Below are 13,536 nucleotides of genomic sequence, written 5' to 3' on the forward strand. Positions count from 1 at the left end.
CGGATCAGACCTGACGACCGGCCGCCGCTTCCCCGTCGACGCGCACGTCGATCCGTGACGGCCAGCGTCCGAGGATCTCGATACGATGCACGCTCGCCGCCGCGAAGTGGGAAACCAGCGCCGGGCGCCGCATGCGCAGCGTCGCCTCGACCACCCGCATCCGATGCCGCTCACGCGATGACAGCCCCCGCCACGCCGCGGTCAGCGCATAGGCGCCCGGGCCGACACGATGGATGCTCTCCGCGCCGATCTCCCGACGCAGCTTCCGGTAGTCCGGTGGGTACTGCTGATCGCGCACCCTGCGGATCTCGATCTCGGTGTCGTGCTGTTCTGGCGCCATCCCGGCATCCTGCCGCACCCGGTCGGCGCCTCGAGCGCAGAATGCCGCCATCTGTGCACAACCCGCGGTGTCCCGTCGAATGTGCAGGGGAATCGCTCCCCGCATCCGCTGCAATCCTCAGCATCCGCTGCATCGATCGATGGCGCGGATGCGGGAAAGTGCAGCGGAAGCGCACCGGGCACGGGACGGCCGCGGGCACGGGAACGCGCGGGCCGGCTACCAGCTGACCGGCAGCGCCTTGCCCTCCTCGTAGCCGGATGCCGATTGCAGGCCGACCAGTGCGCGCTCGTGGAACTCCGGGACGGTGGCCGCCCCCGCGTAGGTGAACGAGGAGCGCACGCCCGAGGTGATCATGTCGAGCAGATCCTCGATTCCCGGGCGCAGCGGGTCGAGATAGATCATCGACGACGAGATGCCCTCGGCGAACAGCTCCTTGCGGGCGAGTTCGTAGGGGTCGAGCCTCTCGAACCGCGCCTGCACGGCCTTGGTCGATGCCATGCCCCACGATTCCTTGTAGGCGCGGCCCTGTGGATCGTGACGAAGCTCACCGGGAGCCTCGATCGTGCCGGCGAACCAGGATCCGATCATGACGGATGCCGCGCCGGCGGCCAGCGCGAGAGCGACATCGCGCGGGTACCGCACACCCCCGTCGGCCCACACGTGCGCGCCGAGCTCATGCGCCGCCTGCGCCGTCTCGAGCACGGCGGAGAACTGCGGCCGCCCGACGGCGGTCATCATGCGGGTCGTGCACATCGCCCCGGGCCCGACACCCACCTTCAGGATCGAGGCACCGGCTCGCACGAGATCGTGCACGCCATCGGCGGTCACGACATTGCCCGCCACGATCGGGATGCCGAGATCCAGCTGTGCGACGGCGGCGAGGGCGCGCAGCATGCCCTCCTGGTGCCCATGGGCGGTGTCGACGACGAGCACATCCACCCCCGCGGATGCCAGCGCACGCGCCTTGTCCGCCACATCGCCGTTGATTCCGACGGCGGCGGACACCGCAAGGCGGCCGGACGCATCGACCGCAGGCCGGTACAGGCTCGAGCGCAGCGCGGTGCGAGGGGTGAGGGTTCCCACCACACGGCCGCGATCGAGCACGAGGACCATCTCGGCATCCGCTGCGTCGACCGCATCGTAGGCCGCGCGACCCTCGCCGATGTCCTCGGCGGCCACCGCGATCGGCTCGGCATGCACCAGATCTCCGAGCGCGGCATCCGGCAGCGCCGTCGCCAGTCGCGTGGCGGGCAGGATGCCGAGGACATCGTCGCGCTGCAGCGGCTCCTCGCCGCGTGCGGAGGCGACGACGATGCCGTGCCCGGGGAGGGCGGGCAGCAGCCGCAGCGCCTCTGCGATGGTGGCCCGCGGCGACAGCACCAGCGGTGTGTCCCACCGCACCGGCTGAGCCTTGACCCAGCGGATCGCCGCATCGAGCTCCTGCAGCGGAAGATCCTGCGGCAGCACGCCCAGTCCCCCGCGCCGGGCCAGGGCGGCGGCGAGCCGGGGGCCGGTCACGGAGTTCATGTTCGACGCCACCAGCGGGATGGTCGCCGCCGTGCCGTCGTGCGGGGCGAGATCCACTGCCAGACGGCTTGTGACCGCGGATCTCCGTGGCACGAGGAAGACATCCGAATAGGTCAGATCCACTGCGGGTCGCTCACCGGAGAACTTCATATCGCCACGCTACCCCGAGCCGGCACGTGAACCGCCTGACCGGACAGCATTCCGCCAGCCGATTGGCATTAGGCTTGGAGGCTGATACACATGTGCGACCCGACGCGCTCTGGCTGTCGAGCCGCATGCAGATCTTCAGTGACGAAAGAGGGCGGTAAAGCGTGTCGAACCAGGTGACCGGCGTCGGGGGCGACGGGGGTTCGGAGCCAACTCGTGGCTCGTGGACGAGCTGTACGAGCAGTTCAAGCAGGACCGCGACTCGGTGGACAAGGAGTGGTGGCCGATTCTGGAGAACTACACGCCGGATTCCACCTCCCCGTCCCAGAACGCCGCCGTGCAGAGCACCTCCGAGCAGACCGCCAGCCCCGTCACCGCGCCGATCCCCGTAATCGGCTCGCAGGTGCGGGCACGCACCACGACCAAGCCCGCGAAGCAGGCGCCGATCCCCGCCCAGGCGCCCAAGCCGCAGGCCAAGGAGGACAACGGCGAGACGGCGTCCGCCGACGACGAAGACAAGGTCACACCGCTGCGCGGCATGCCCAAGACGCTCGCGGCCAACATGGACCAGTCGCTGACGGTGCCGACGGCCACCAGCGCACGTACCGTGCCGGCCAAGCTGATGATCGACAACCGCATCGTCATCAACAACCACATGTCCCGCACGCGCGGCGGCAAGGTGAGCTTCACCCATCTGATCGGCTGGGCTCTGATCCAGACGCTCAAGGAGTTCCCCAGCCAGAACGTGTTCTATGCGGAGGTCGACGGCAAGCCCTCCGTCGTCGCCCCCGCGCACGTCAACCTCGGCATCGCGGTCGATGTCCCCAAGCCCGACGGCACCCGCGCTCTGCTGGTGCCGAGCATCAAGCGGGCCGACACGCTGTCGTTCAGCGAGTACCTCGCCGCCTACGAGGACATCATCGCCCGCGCACGCGCCAACAAGCTCACCGCCGCCGATTTCGCCGGCACCACGATCTCGCTCACCAACCCCGGTGGGATCGGAACCGTGCACTCGGTGCCCCGTCTGATGAAGGGCCAGGGCTGCATCATCGGCGCGGGCGCGCTGAACTACCCCGCCGAGTTCCAGGGCTCCAGCGAGCGGACCCTCACCGGGCTGGGCATCGGCAAGGTCATCACGCTGACCAGCACCTACGACCACCGCGTCATCCAGGGAGCCGGTTCCGGTGAGTTCCTGAAGAAGGTGCACGAGCTGCTGATCGGCGAGCGCGGCTTCTACGACGACATCTTCGCGGCCCTGCGCATCCCGTACCAACCGATCCGCTGGAACTCCGACATCGCGGTCGACCTCGCCGAACGCGTCGACAAGCAGTCCCGGGTTCAGGAGCTGATCAACTCCTACCGCGTGCGCGGCCACCTGATGGCCGACATCGACCCGCTCGAGTATGTGCAGCGCTCGCACCCCGACCTCGAGATCGAGAGCCACGGGCTGACGTTCTGGGACCTGGATCGCGAGTTCGTCACCGGCGGCTTCGGCGGCAAGCGGGTGATGAAGCTGCGCGACATCCTCGGCGTGCTGCGCGATTCGTACTGCCGCACTCTCGGCATCGAGTACATGCACATCCAGGATCCAGAGCAGCGCCGCTGGTTCCAGGAGAAGCTCGAGGTCAAATACGTCAAGCCCGGCCACAACGAGCAGCTGCGCGTGCTGAGCAAGCTCAACGAGGCAGAGGCGTTCGAGACCTTCCTGCAGACGAAGTTCGTCGGGCAGAAGCGCTTCTCGCTGGAGGGCGGCGAATCGCTGATCCCGCTGCTCGACGAGATCCTTCAGGGCGCCGCCAACGCCGGAATGGACGGCGCGGCGATCGGGATGGCGCACCGCGGACGGCTGAACGTGCTCACCAACATCGCCGGCAAGACCTATGGACAGGTGTTCCGCGAGTTCGAGGGCTCGCTGACACCGGGCAACCAGCGCGGCTCGGGCGATGTGAAGTACCACCTGGGCACAGAGGGAACCTTCATCGCCGAGGACGGCGCGGAGCTGCCGATCTACCTCGCGGCCAACCCGTCCCACCTGGAGACCGTCGACGGCGTGCTCGAGGGGATCGTGCGCGCCAAGCAGGACCGCAAGCCGATCGGCACCTTCGCCTGGCTGCCGATCCTGGTGCACGGAGACGCCGCCTTCGCAGGACAGGGCGTCGTCGTCGAGACGCTGCAGATGTCGCAGCTGCGCGGCTACCGCACCGGCGGCACCGTGCATATCGTCGTGAACAACCAGGTCGGATTCACGACCCTGCCCACCGATTCGCGCACCTCGGTGTACGCGACGGACGTCGCCAAGACCATCCAGGCGCCGATCTTCCACGTGAACGGCGATGATCCCGAGTCGGTCATCCACGTCGCCCAGCTGGCCTTCGAATACCGCGAGCGATTCCACAGCGATGTCGTGATCGACCTGGTCTGCTACCGTCGCCGCGGTCACAACGAGGGCGATGACCCCTCGATGACCCAGCCGCTGATGACCGACCTGATCCAGGCCAAGCGCTCGGTGCGCAAGCTGTACACCGAGGCCCTGGTGGGACGCGGTGACATCACCCAGGAGGAGTACGACCAGGCCAAGGCCGACTTCCAGGCCCGCCTGGAGGTCGCCTTCGCCGAGACGCATGCCGCCGAGACCGGGGCCACCCCGATCGCACCCGAGCTGAACCAGGTCGACAGCCAGGTCGGCTCCCCCGACTTCACCGGCGTGCCGCTGGAGGTCGTGCACCTGATCGGCGATGCACACGCCAACAAGCCCGATGGCTTCACCGTGCACAGCAAGCTGCAGCAGCAGCTCGACAAGCGCGTCACCATGAGCCGCGAGGGCGGCATCGACTGGGGCTTCGGAGAGCTGCTGGCGTTCGGCTCACTGCTCGTCGAGGGCACCCCGGTGCGCCTGGCCGGCCAGGACTCGCGCCGCGGCACCTTCGTGCAGCGCCACGCTGTGCTGCACGATCGCAACAACGGTCAGGAATGGCTGCCGCTGACCAACCTCTCCGACAACCAGGGGCGCTTCTTCGTGTACGACTCGCTGCTCAGCGAGTATGCGGCACTGGGCTTCGAGTACGGCTACTCGGTGGAGAACACCGAGGCGCTGGTGCTCTGGGAGGCGCAGTTCGGCGACTTCGTCAACGGCGCGCAGTCGGTCATCGACGAGTACGTCTCGGCCGCCGAGCAGAAGTGGGGCCAGCAGTCCGGCCTGGTGATGCTGCTGCCGCACGGCTACGAGGGCCAGGGACCCGATCACTCCTCCGCGCGCATGGAGCGCTTCCTGCAGCTGTGCGCGCAGGAGAACATGATCGTCGCCCGTCCGTCGACGCCGGCCTCCTACTTCCACCTGCTGCGTCGTCAGGCGTACGCGCGTCCGCGCAAGCCGCTGATCGTCTTCACACCGAAGGCGATGCTGCGTCTGCGCGGGGCGACCAGCCAGGTCGAGGACTTCACGAAGGGTCGCTTCGAGCCGGTCATCGATGATGATCGCGCTCTCGATCGCGATGCGGTCAAGCGCGTGCTCGTGCACTCGGGCAAGATCCACTGGGATCTGGTCAACGAGCTGGACAAGAACCCGAACGCCGAGATCGCGCTGGTGCGCCTCGAGCAGTTCTACCCCACCCCGATCGATGCGCTGAAGGCGATCACCGACTCGTACCCGAATGCCGAGCTGGTCTGGGTGCAGGACGAGCCCGAGAACCAGGGGCGTGGCCGTTCCTCGCCCTCGAGTTCGCCGAGGTTCCCGGCGACCGTCAGTTCCGCGCGATCTCGCGGCCGGCCGCCGCCTCACCGGCGACCGGATCCTCGAAGGTGCACGCGGTCGAGCAGGCCGCACTGCTCAAGCAGGCCCTGACCCTGGGCTGACACCCGCGTACGACGACGGCCCCGCCTCCCGGAGAACCAGGAGGCGGGGCCGATCCGCGTCAGCATCCGGTGCTGTGCGTCAATACCAGATGCTCAGCACGGGCGCGCGGTCGGCAGCGAATGCTGCAGTCAGCGCATCGATGACATGCGACTCTGCCTGCACGCGCCCCGCCGCAGCCAGACTGCTCGCACGCACGCCGCCCGCGAAGATCGCGGAGAGCTCGGCGACGCCCAGCGTGACATCGGCCGCATCGTCTGTGCTCTCCACCTGGGCCCGGCCATCGGCACCGACTCGCATCCGCCAGCGTCCGGAGGCGAACCCGAGCGGGTCGTCGACTGCGAGGACGACGTCCAATGGCCGCTGGTATGTCCGCGCGGTCAGCGACGCCACCACATCCAGGATGCGCAGCCAGCCGTGGTCGTGCACCTCCACGCCCACCGCACGCTGATCGGCGACCAGCCACGGCAGCGGGTCGTCGACGGGGCGCAGGTCGACGGTGGCGCGGGTGACGAGGTCATGCGAGATGACGAACTGCCAGATCGCCCGCAGCGCCTCGTCCGTCGCCGTGACGATCGTGCGGATGCGCAGTTCGAAGCGGAACTGACCGGGGATCTCGGAGAGTGTGTAGGCCATGACGCCCTGCACAGTGCCGTCGGCGTCGAGATAGCGGATGCCGCGCACGGCCGCCCCATCCTTGTCGTCCACTCCGAGACCGGCCAGGCGAAGCCAGCGGCCGCGCCAGCCCGGGATCTGTCCTGCGCGCGCGCCGCGGGACACGTCGTGCAGACGCGCCAGCTGATCAGCCAGCTCCTCCCTGTCTGTGTAGAGCAGGCGTCCGGCGACCGGTGCGGCAGCCCAGCCGGCGCGTGCGGTGTCGATCGTCATCCGCGCCACAGGCACAGCCGAGGAGAACCCGTAGCGGCCGTAGATCGTCGCCTCCGACACCGTCAGCCCGACCATCGGCACCCCTGCAGCCGAGGCCGCGCGCAGCTCGCCCTCCAGAAGAGCGCGGGCGATCCCGCGCCGGCGGTGCGTGCTGGCCACGGTGACCGAGCTGATCGCCCACATGTCCAGTTCTCCGCCCGGAACGGTGAGCGAGGTCACCCAGCTGTTGACGGTGGCGATGGGCAGACGCCCCGCTGTCGCGTCGAACACGCCGAGATTGCGGCGCTCCCGGGTGGTCTCGCGCGACTGTGCGAGGGCCTCGCCGGTCGGCTCCTGGTCGTGGAAGCCGCGCGCATCGGCACGCTGGAAGCCGTCGAGGTCGGCATCCGACGTCGTGTCGATGAGTCGGTATTCGAGTCCCACCTTCTGCAGGCGCTGCTGCGATGTGGGGTCGACCGGATGTACTGTGCGGTGCGATTCGCTCATCGTCCCAGCCTAGGACGCCGGGATCGCCGAGCTCAGTGCGCGCTGGCCTGCACCTCGCGCAGACGGGCGAAGACCTGCGCGCGCAGCTCTTCGGGGGCGCTCTCCTTGCAGGCACGGGCGATGACCTCGGTCAGCGTCGTTGCGACGAGGGCCTCGTCCTTGCAGGACTGGCAGTTCTCCAGGTGCGCGCGGATCTCGGAATGCTCTGTGGCGCAGATCTCGTTGCGGAGGTACTCCTCCAGATCTTTACGCGCCTTCTCACAGCCGCAGTCGGTCATTTCCTGCTCCTCGGTTCAGCCGCGACGATTCCTCGCTCGGCGGCGTAGTCGGCCAGCAGCTCCCGCAGCATCCGCCTGCCACGGTGCAGACGGCTCATCACGGTGCCGATGGGGGTCTTCATGATGTCGGCGATCTCCTGGTAGGCGAATCCCTCGACATCCGCCAGGTACACGGCCAGCCGGAAGTCCTCCGGCACCTCCTGCAGCGCGTCCTTGACCGCGGATGCCGGCATCCGGTCGATCGCCTCGGCCTCGGCCGAGCGGCTGCTGGATGCCGTGGTCGACTCCGCGCCGCCGAGCTGCCAGTCCTCGAGTTCGTCGATCGTGCCCTGGTAGGGCTCGCGCTGACGCTTGCGGTAGATGTTGATGTAGGTGTTCGTCAGGATGCGATACAGCCAGGCCTTCAGATTCGTCCCCTGGGAGAACGACGACCATGCCGCGTACGCCTTCACGAACGTCTCCTGAACCAGATCGGCGGCGTCTGCGGGGTTGCGCGTCATGCGCATGGCCGCCGCATAGAGCTGGTCCATGAAGGGGATCGCCTGCTCCTCGAAATCGCGTCGAGGGTCGCTGGGGGCTGTGTCGTCCATCACGGGCCAGTCTAGGCCGGTGAGCTCCAACTCAGCAGTCTCGTCGAACGCCAGCACTGCGGACATCCCTCACCTCATCTCACTACGCTCTGCGCGTCGCAGGCTTCACTAGGCTTAGAACCGATGAGCACTGAACGGTATTCCCCCCCCGCACGTGGCGCGTACCGCGCACCCGTGACCGGATCGCCCGTGCATGCCACCGTGACGATTCCGGGATCGAAGTCCCTCACCAATCGCGAGCTGATGATCGCAGCGATCGCCGATGGCCCTGGTCGCCTGCTGCATCCGCTGCACTCCGACGATTCGCGCCGCATGGTCGACGCGCTGCGAGCTCTCGGCGTCGGCATCGAGGAGGTTCCCTCGGATGGCCTGTACGGGCCCGACCTGCTCGTCACACCTGCCCCGCTGGCCGGCGACGTCACGATCAACTGCGGTCAGGCCGGCACGGTGATGCGCTTCATCGCGCCGCTGGCTGGCCTGGCCTCCGACGACGTGCATCTGACCGCCGACGCGAACGCACTGCACCGTCCGATGGGCGCGCTGATCACGGGGCTGCGCGATCTGGGCGTCGACGTCGACGACGAGGGCACCTGGTCGCTGCCGTTCACCGTGCGCGGGCGCGGCAGGATCCGCGGCGGTCGTGTGGAGATCGACGCCTCCGACTCCAGTCAGTTCGTCTCGGGTCTGCTGCTGGCGGCACCCCGCTTCGACGTGGGGCTGCACCTGGTGCACACCGGCGAGCACCTGCCGAGCCTTCCGCACATCGACATGACCATCGAGTCGCTCAGCCGCCGTGGAATCCGCATCGAGCGTCCTGCCGTGGGCGAATGGCTGGTGGAGGCCGGAGTGCCGCGTGCGAAGGACGTCGCCATCGAGCCGGATCTGTCGAATGCGGCACCCTTCCTGGCAGCGGCGCTGGTGACCGGCGGAGAGGTCACCGTGTCGGGCTGGCCGCTGCACTCCACGCAGCCCGGCGCGCTGCTGCCCGACATCCTGCACGCGCTCGGCGCACACACCAGCCGGCATGCCGGAGCGCTCACGGTGCGCGCCGGCGACGGCATCCGAGGACTCGACATCGACCTGTCGGCGGCCAGCGAGCTGACACCGACGATCGCAGGGCTCGCCGCTTTCGCCGACGGCCCCACCACGATACGCGGCGTCGGTCACATCCGCACCCATGAGACCGACCGGATCGCGGCGCTGATCGGGAACCTGCGTGCATTGGGCTGCGAGGCCGAGGAACTGCCCGATGGCCTGCGCATCACCCCGCGTCCACTGCACGGCGGCGCATGGCCGGCGCACCACGATCACCGGATGGCCACCACCGGCGCCTTGATCGGGCTGCGGGTTCCCGACGTCGAGATCGACGACATCGGCACCACCGCGAAGACGCTCCCCGAGTTCACGCAGCTGTGGGAGCAGCTGACGGGCGCCATCGCGTGAGCTGGCTGGGCGAGGACGACCTCGACGAATTCGATGAGTTCGACGAGAGCAGCGTGCGGACCCGCCCGAACCCCAAGGCCAACCGGCCGCGCACCAAGCGCCGCCCAGCCCACGAGGATGCGCAGATCGGCCGCGTGCTCGGCGTCGACCGCGGGCGGTACAACGTGCTGATGGCCGAGGACCGCCCCGACGAGCGCATGGTGACCGCGGTACGGGCCCGCGAGCTGCGGCGCTCCCCGATCGTGACCGGAGATCGCGCCCGGGTGGTGGGCGACACCTCCGGCGAAGAGGGCACGCTCGCCCGCATCGTCGGGCTGACCGAGCGCACGTCGCTGCTGCGGCGCAGCGCCGATGACACCGACCAGGTGGAGCGGGTGATCGTCGCCAACGCCGACCAGATGCTCATCGTCGTCGCGGCGGCCGATCCGGAGCCGCGGGCCCGTCTCGTCGACCGCTATCTGGTGGCGGCGCTGGATGCCGGCATCCGTCCGCTCCTGGTGGTGACCAAGACCGACCTGGCCGACCCGGCCGCATTCCTGTCGCATTTCGACGGACTCGACCTGACGGTGTTCACCAGTGCCCACGAGCGAATGCCCGTGACCGAGATCGGCGCGGCGCTGGCCGGGCACTCCACAGTGTTCGTCGGCCATTCCGGCGTCGGCAAGTCCACCCTCGTGAACGCACTCGTCCCCAGTGCGGACCGCGCGACCGGGCACGTCAACGAGGTCACCGGTCGTGGTCGGCACACCTCCTCGTCGACCGTGTCGCTGCGCTATGTCGGCCCAGGCGGGCGCGGGTGGGTGATCGACACCCCCGGTGTGCGCTCCTTCGGCCTGGGTCATGTCGACCCCGCGAACATCCTCGCCGCGTACACCGAGCTGGCCGCGATCGCCGAGGAGTGCCCCCGCGGCTGCACGCACCTCCCGGACGCGGCGGACTGCGCCCTGAACGAGGCCGCTGCCGAGGGGACGCTGAATGAGACCGGGCGTGCACGCCTGGAATCGCTGCAGCGGCTGCTGCAGACGTTCGGCGGATAGGCTGGAGGGGTGACCACGACACGCCTGGAACCCGGAACCGCCGCCACCGACTTCACACTGCTCGATCAGGACGACGCCGCTATCTCGCTGTCCGACCTGCGCGGCACGAAGGTCATCTTGTACTTCTACCCCGCGGCGATGACCCCCGGCTGCACGACGCAGGCGTGCGACTTCCGCGACAGCATCTCCTCCCTGCAGGCCGCCGGCTATACCGTGCTGGGCGTCTCCCGCGACTCCACGGCGAAGCTGCGGGAGTTCCGCGAGCGCGACGGCCTGACCTTCACCCTGCTCAGCGATCCCGACCACTCCGTGCACACCGCGTACGGCGTCTGGGGCGAGAAGATGAACTACGGCAAGGTCATCGAGGGTGTCATCCGCTCGACGTTCGTCATCGACGAGCAGGGTGCGATCACGCTGGCGCAGTACAACGTCAAGGCGACAGGGCACGTGGCGCGGCTGCGCAAGGCCCTCGGCATCGACGGCTGACGCCGGTCAGGCCTCGTCTTCGGGCGCGCCGCGCCCGTGCAGCCGCGGATCGGCGGCGCCGTCGTGGCGCACCGCCGCGATCAGGGAGATCAGTCCGCCGATGCCGGCCGCGCCGAGGATGAGCACGAAGACCCACGGCGTGGGCTGGATGCTCAGTGCCGCCAGCGCGAGCGCGATGCCGAGCACCTGGAACACGATGCCCCCGAACGCGCCCAGGATGCGCGACGCAGCACCCCGACCGCGAAGGCGAACAGCGCCACGGCGCCGATGAGCGTGAGGACGATGAGCGCCACACCGCTGGCGAGCGATGACGCGTCTCCGCCGCCGAGCGCGAACAGCTCGACCAGGGCGATCACCGTGATCGCCAGGCCCTCGACGGCCAGGACAGCCCCTGCGATTGCGGCCGGTCCGATGCGGTGCACGTGCTCTCCTCCCAAGAGTTGTCTGAAAACCCTTGATTTCATGTCTTCTCTGTAACAGAATGGTCAAAGCCATGTGCTCCCACATCGGAGTGGGGCGGGCATTTCGCCCGCATGACCAGGGTAGCTGACTCCCGATCCGCTTCCCGAACTCGCGTGCCGCATCGCGGCCACCACACCGAACAACAATTCTGAGGAGCCATCAATGGACTGGCGCGATAAAGCGGCATGCCTTACCGTCGACCCCGAGCTGTTCTTTCCGGTCGGAAACACCGGACCGGCGGTCGACCAGATCGAGAAGGCGAAGGCCGTCTGCGCCACTTGCACCGTCACCGAGATCTGCCTGCAGTACGCGCTCGAGTCCGGTCAGGACTCCGGCGTCTGGGGTGGGCTCTCCGAGGACGAGCGCCGCGCGCTGAAGCGCCGCGCTGCCCGCGCACGCCGCGCCGGCTGATCCCCCTGCTTTCGAAGACCCGGCCCGGACCACGGGCCGGGTCTTCGCACGTGAGGCGGAGCGCGCAGGCCCACCGTGCATGTGCGTCAGGCGGCGATCCACCTCATCGGTATCTCGATGGTCACCCGCGTGCCGTCACCCTCGCTGCCCTTCCAGTCGATCGTCCCGCTGAGCTCGCCCTGGATGAGCGTACGGATGATCTGCGTGCCGAGACCCTGCCCGATCCGGCCGTCCGTGAGTCCGTGCCCGGTGTCGGTGACGGTGACCCGCAGCTGCTCGGCGGTGCGCACCGCCTCGATGCTCACGACGCCCTCCTGGCCCGCCAGCCCGTGTTCGACGGCGTTGGTCACCACCTCGGTCAGAGCCAGCGCGAGTGGCGTCGCGTATTCGCTCGGCAGCATGCCGAAGCGCCCCTGCAACTGAGTGCGGGCGCGGGTGTTGGGGGCCGCGGCGACCTCGGCGACGAGTTTGAGCACACGGTCGAAGACCTCATCGAAGTCGACGGTCTGCGACAGCCCGCTGGCGAGGGTGTCGTGGACGACGGCGATCGACTCCACTCGACGCATGGCCTGAGTCAGCGCCTCCCTGGCCTCGTCGGAGTGCGTGCGGCGTGCCTGGATGCGCAGCAGCGAGCCGACGGTCTGCAGGTTGTTCTTGACGCGGTGGTGGATCTCCCGGATCGTGGCGTCCTTGGTGATGAGCTCCTGCTCCTGATGACGCAGCTCGGAGACGTCACGGCATAGGACGATCGCGCCGATCCGTGTGCCGAGATCCTTCAGCGGTATCGCGCGCAGCGAGACGGTGACCCCGCGCGCCTCCATGTCGGTGCGCCATGGAGCTCGCCCGGTGACGACGACGGGGAGCGACTCGTCCACCTGCCGCGACGGCGGGATGATCCGCGTGGTCACCTCGGCGAGGGACTCGCCCTCCAGTTCGTCCTCGAAACCCATCCGGTTGAAGGCCGACAGCGCGTTCGGGCTCGCGAAGGTCGAGATCCCGTCGACGTCCAGGCGGATCAGCCCGTCGGATGCTCGCGGCGCGCCACGACGGGGCGCGGTGGGCGCCGACAGATCCGGGAACTCTCCTGTGGTGATCATCCGGAACAGATCGTTCGCGCACTCGTCGAAGCTGATCTGCTGACGCGAGGGCATCCGCGCCTCGCCCAGGTTCGTGTGACGGGTGAGAACGCCGATCACCGACCCCTCCTCGTGTCTGCGCACGATCGGCACCGCGCGGACACGGGTGGGGATCTCCTCGAACCAGTCCGGCGACGACGAGTCGACGATCTCACTGGACTCGAATGCCGCGTGCACCTGTGTGCGCCACTGCGGACGCACCTTCTCGCCGACGATGTCTCGGTAGAACAGGGTCGCAGCGCCGCTGGGCCGGGAGTGCGCGACTGCGATGAACGAGCCGTCTGAGGTCTCGATCCACATCACGATGTCGGCTGAGGCGAGGTCGGCGAGCAGCTGCCCATCGCCGGCAAGGCGGTGGAGCCATTCGATATCGGCGGCGTTCAGACGGCCCTGGGCGTCTGCGATATTACTGAGCGTTGACACCGGTTCAGCCTACTGGGGACGCTCTCCCCCGC

Annotated in this window: 12 protein-coding genes and 1 pseudogene; 5 read left to right on the forward strand and 8 right to left on the reverse strand. The window is 68.6% G+C overall.

The features are described from left to right. Nucleotides 1–4: 4 nt before the first annotated feature. Complete coding sequence (locus tag QUE33_RS06315) at nucleotides 5–340, reverse strand: hypothetical protein (protein ID WP_286302579.1); 336 nt, start codon at nucleotides 338–340, stop codon at nucleotides 5–7. Nucleotides 341–556: 216 nt separating this feature from the next. After that, nucleotides 557–2,017 carry a GMP reductase gene (gene guaB1 / locus QUE33_RS06320; RefSeq protein WP_286302581.1) on the reverse strand — a complete coding sequence of 487 codons (1,461 nt, stop codon included), beginning with the start codon at nucleotides 2,015–2,017 and terminating at the stop codon, nucleotides 557–559. Nucleotides 2,018–2,178: 161 nt separating this feature from the next. Between guaB1 and QUE33_RS06325 the strand changes: the two are divergent. Then, nucleotides 2,179–5,866: pseudogene (locus QUE33_RS06325) on the forward strand (multifunctional oxoglutarate decarboxylase/oxoglutarate dehydrogenase thiamine pyrophosphate-binding subunit/dihydrolipoyllysine-residue succinyltransferase subunit). A 79-nt stretch (nucleotides 5,867–5,945) separates the two neighbouring features. On the opposite strand, the gene QUE33_RS06330 reads toward QUE33_RS06325, so the two are convergent. From QUE33_RS06330 to QUE33_RS06340, 3 genes are read right to left on the reverse strand one after another with little or no spacing between them, the layout of a single operon-like run. Continuing rightward, on the reverse strand, nucleotides 5,946–7,238 hold the full coding sequence (locus tag QUE33_RS06330; protein ID WP_286302583.1) for a GNAT family N-acetyltransferase: 1,293 nt from the start codon (nucleotides 7,236–7,238) through the stop codon (nucleotides 5,946–5,948). 32 nt (nucleotides 7,239–7,270) lie between these two features. After that, complete coding sequence (locus tag QUE33_RS06335; RefSeq protein ID WP_286302585.1) at nucleotides 7,271–7,516, reverse strand: zf-HC2 domain-containing protein; 246 nt, start codon at nucleotides 7,514–7,516, stop codon at nucleotides 7,271–7,273. After that, nucleotides 7,513–8,172 (reverse strand): sigma-70 family RNA polymerase sigma factor, encoded by a 660-nt coding sequence (locus tag QUE33_RS06340; protein ID WP_378760413.1) that lies wholly within the window; start codon nucleotides 8,170–8,172, stop codon nucleotides 7,513–7,515. The genes QUE33_RS06335 and QUE33_RS06340 overlap by 4 nt, the downstream gene beginning before the upstream one ends. Before the next feature lie 57 nt (nucleotides 8,173–8,229). Here QUE33_RS06340 and aroA point away from each other — a divergent pair, with 57 nt between their 5' ends. The 3 genes from aroA to bcp are packed head-to-tail and all read left to right on the forward strand — an operon-like array spanning nucleotide 8,230 to nucleotide 11,072. After that, nucleotides 8,230–9,549 (forward strand): 3-phosphoshikimate 1-carboxyvinyltransferase, encoded by a 1,320-nt coding sequence (gene aroA, locus QUE33_RS06345; protein WP_286302587.1) that lies wholly within the window; start codon nucleotides 8,230–8,232, stop codon nucleotides 9,547–9,549. Beyond that, nucleotides 9,546–10,586 (forward strand): ribosome small subunit-dependent GTPase A, encoded by a 1,041-nt coding sequence (gene rsgA / locus QUE33_RS06350; protein ID WP_286302589.1) that lies wholly within the window; start codon nucleotides 9,546–9,548, stop codon nucleotides 10,584–10,586. The genes aroA and rsgA overlap by 4 nt, the downstream gene beginning before the upstream one ends. Nucleotides 10,587–10,595: 9 nt before the next feature. Next, entirely contained in the window at nucleotides 10,596–11,072 is a 477-nt protein-coding gene (gene bcp, locus QUE33_RS06355) for a thioredoxin-dependent thiol peroxidase (RefSeq protein WP_286302590.1), read from the forward strand. A 6-nt stretch (nucleotides 11,073–11,078) separates the two neighbouring features. Here bcp and QUE33_RS06360 read toward each other — a convergent pair whose 3' ends face one another. Further along, nucleotides 11,079–11,258, reverse strand: coding sequence for a hypothetical protein (locus QUE33_RS06360; protein ID WP_286302591.1), 180 nt, complete (start codon nucleotides 11,256–11,258; stop codon nucleotides 11,079–11,081). After that, nucleotides 11,225–11,494: a hypothetical protein gene (locus QUE33_RS06365; protein ID WP_286302592.1), complete on the reverse strand. Its 270-nt coding sequence runs from the start codon at nucleotides 11,492–11,494 to the stop codon at nucleotides 11,225–11,227. The genes QUE33_RS06360 and QUE33_RS06365 overlap by 34 nt, the downstream gene beginning before the upstream one ends. Nucleotides 11,495–11,696: 202 nt before the next feature. On the opposite strand from QUE33_RS06365, the gene QUE33_RS06370 reads away from it, so the two are divergent. Beyond that, nucleotides 11,697–11,945, forward strand: coding sequence for a WhiB family transcriptional regulator (locus tag QUE33_RS06370; RefSeq protein WP_071641453.1), 249 nt, complete (start codon nucleotides 11,697–11,699; stop codon nucleotides 11,943–11,945). A gap of 86 nt (nucleotides 11,946–12,031) precedes the next feature. On the opposite strand, the gene QUE33_RS06375 is transcribed toward QUE33_RS06370, so the two are convergent. Continuing rightward, entirely contained in the window at nucleotides 12,032–13,504 is a 1,473-nt protein-coding gene (locus tag QUE33_RS06375) for a sensor histidine kinase (protein ID WP_286302599.1), read from the reverse strand. Between the last annotated feature and the right edge of the window lie 32 nt (nucleotides 13,505–13,536).

Origin of the sequence: Microbacterium suwonense (assembly GCF_030296555.1) — a bacterium.
Classification (GTDB): Bacteria; Actinomycetota; Actinomycetes; order Actinomycetales; family Microbacteriaceae; genus Microbacterium; species Microbacterium suwonense.

What these genes read in the sequence shown, in the direction of transcription:
- QUE33_RS06315 (WP_286302579.1), bottom strand. Translation starts at nt 340, where the DNA reads ATGGCGCCAGAACAGCACGACACCGAGATCGAGATCCGCAGGGTGCGC.
- guaB1 (WP_286302581.1), bottom strand. Translation starts at nt 2,017, where the DNA reads ATGAAGTTCTCCGGTGAGCGACCCGCAGTGGATCTGACCTATTCGGAT.
- QUE33_RS06330 (WP_286302583.1), bottom strand. Translation starts at nt 7,238, where the DNA reads ATGAGCGAATCGCACCGCACAGTACATCCGGTCGACCCCACATCGCAG.
- QUE33_RS06335 (WP_286302585.1), bottom strand. Translation starts at nt 7,516, where the DNA reads ATGACCGACTGCGGCTGTGAGAAGGCGCGTAAAGATCTGGAGGAGTAC.
- QUE33_RS06340 (WP_378760413.1), bottom strand. Translation starts at nt 8,172, where the DNA reads ATGTCCGCAGTGCTGGCGTTCGACGAGACTGCTGAGTTGGAGCTCACC.
- aroA (WP_286302587.1), top strand. Translation starts at nt 8,230, where the DNA reads ATGAGCACTGAACGGTATTCCCCCCCCGCACGTGGCGCGTACCGCGCA.
- QUE33_RS06370 (WP_071641453.1), top strand. Translation starts at nt 11,697, where the DNA reads ATGGACTGGCGCGATAAAGCGGCATGCCTTACCGTCGACCCCGAGCTG.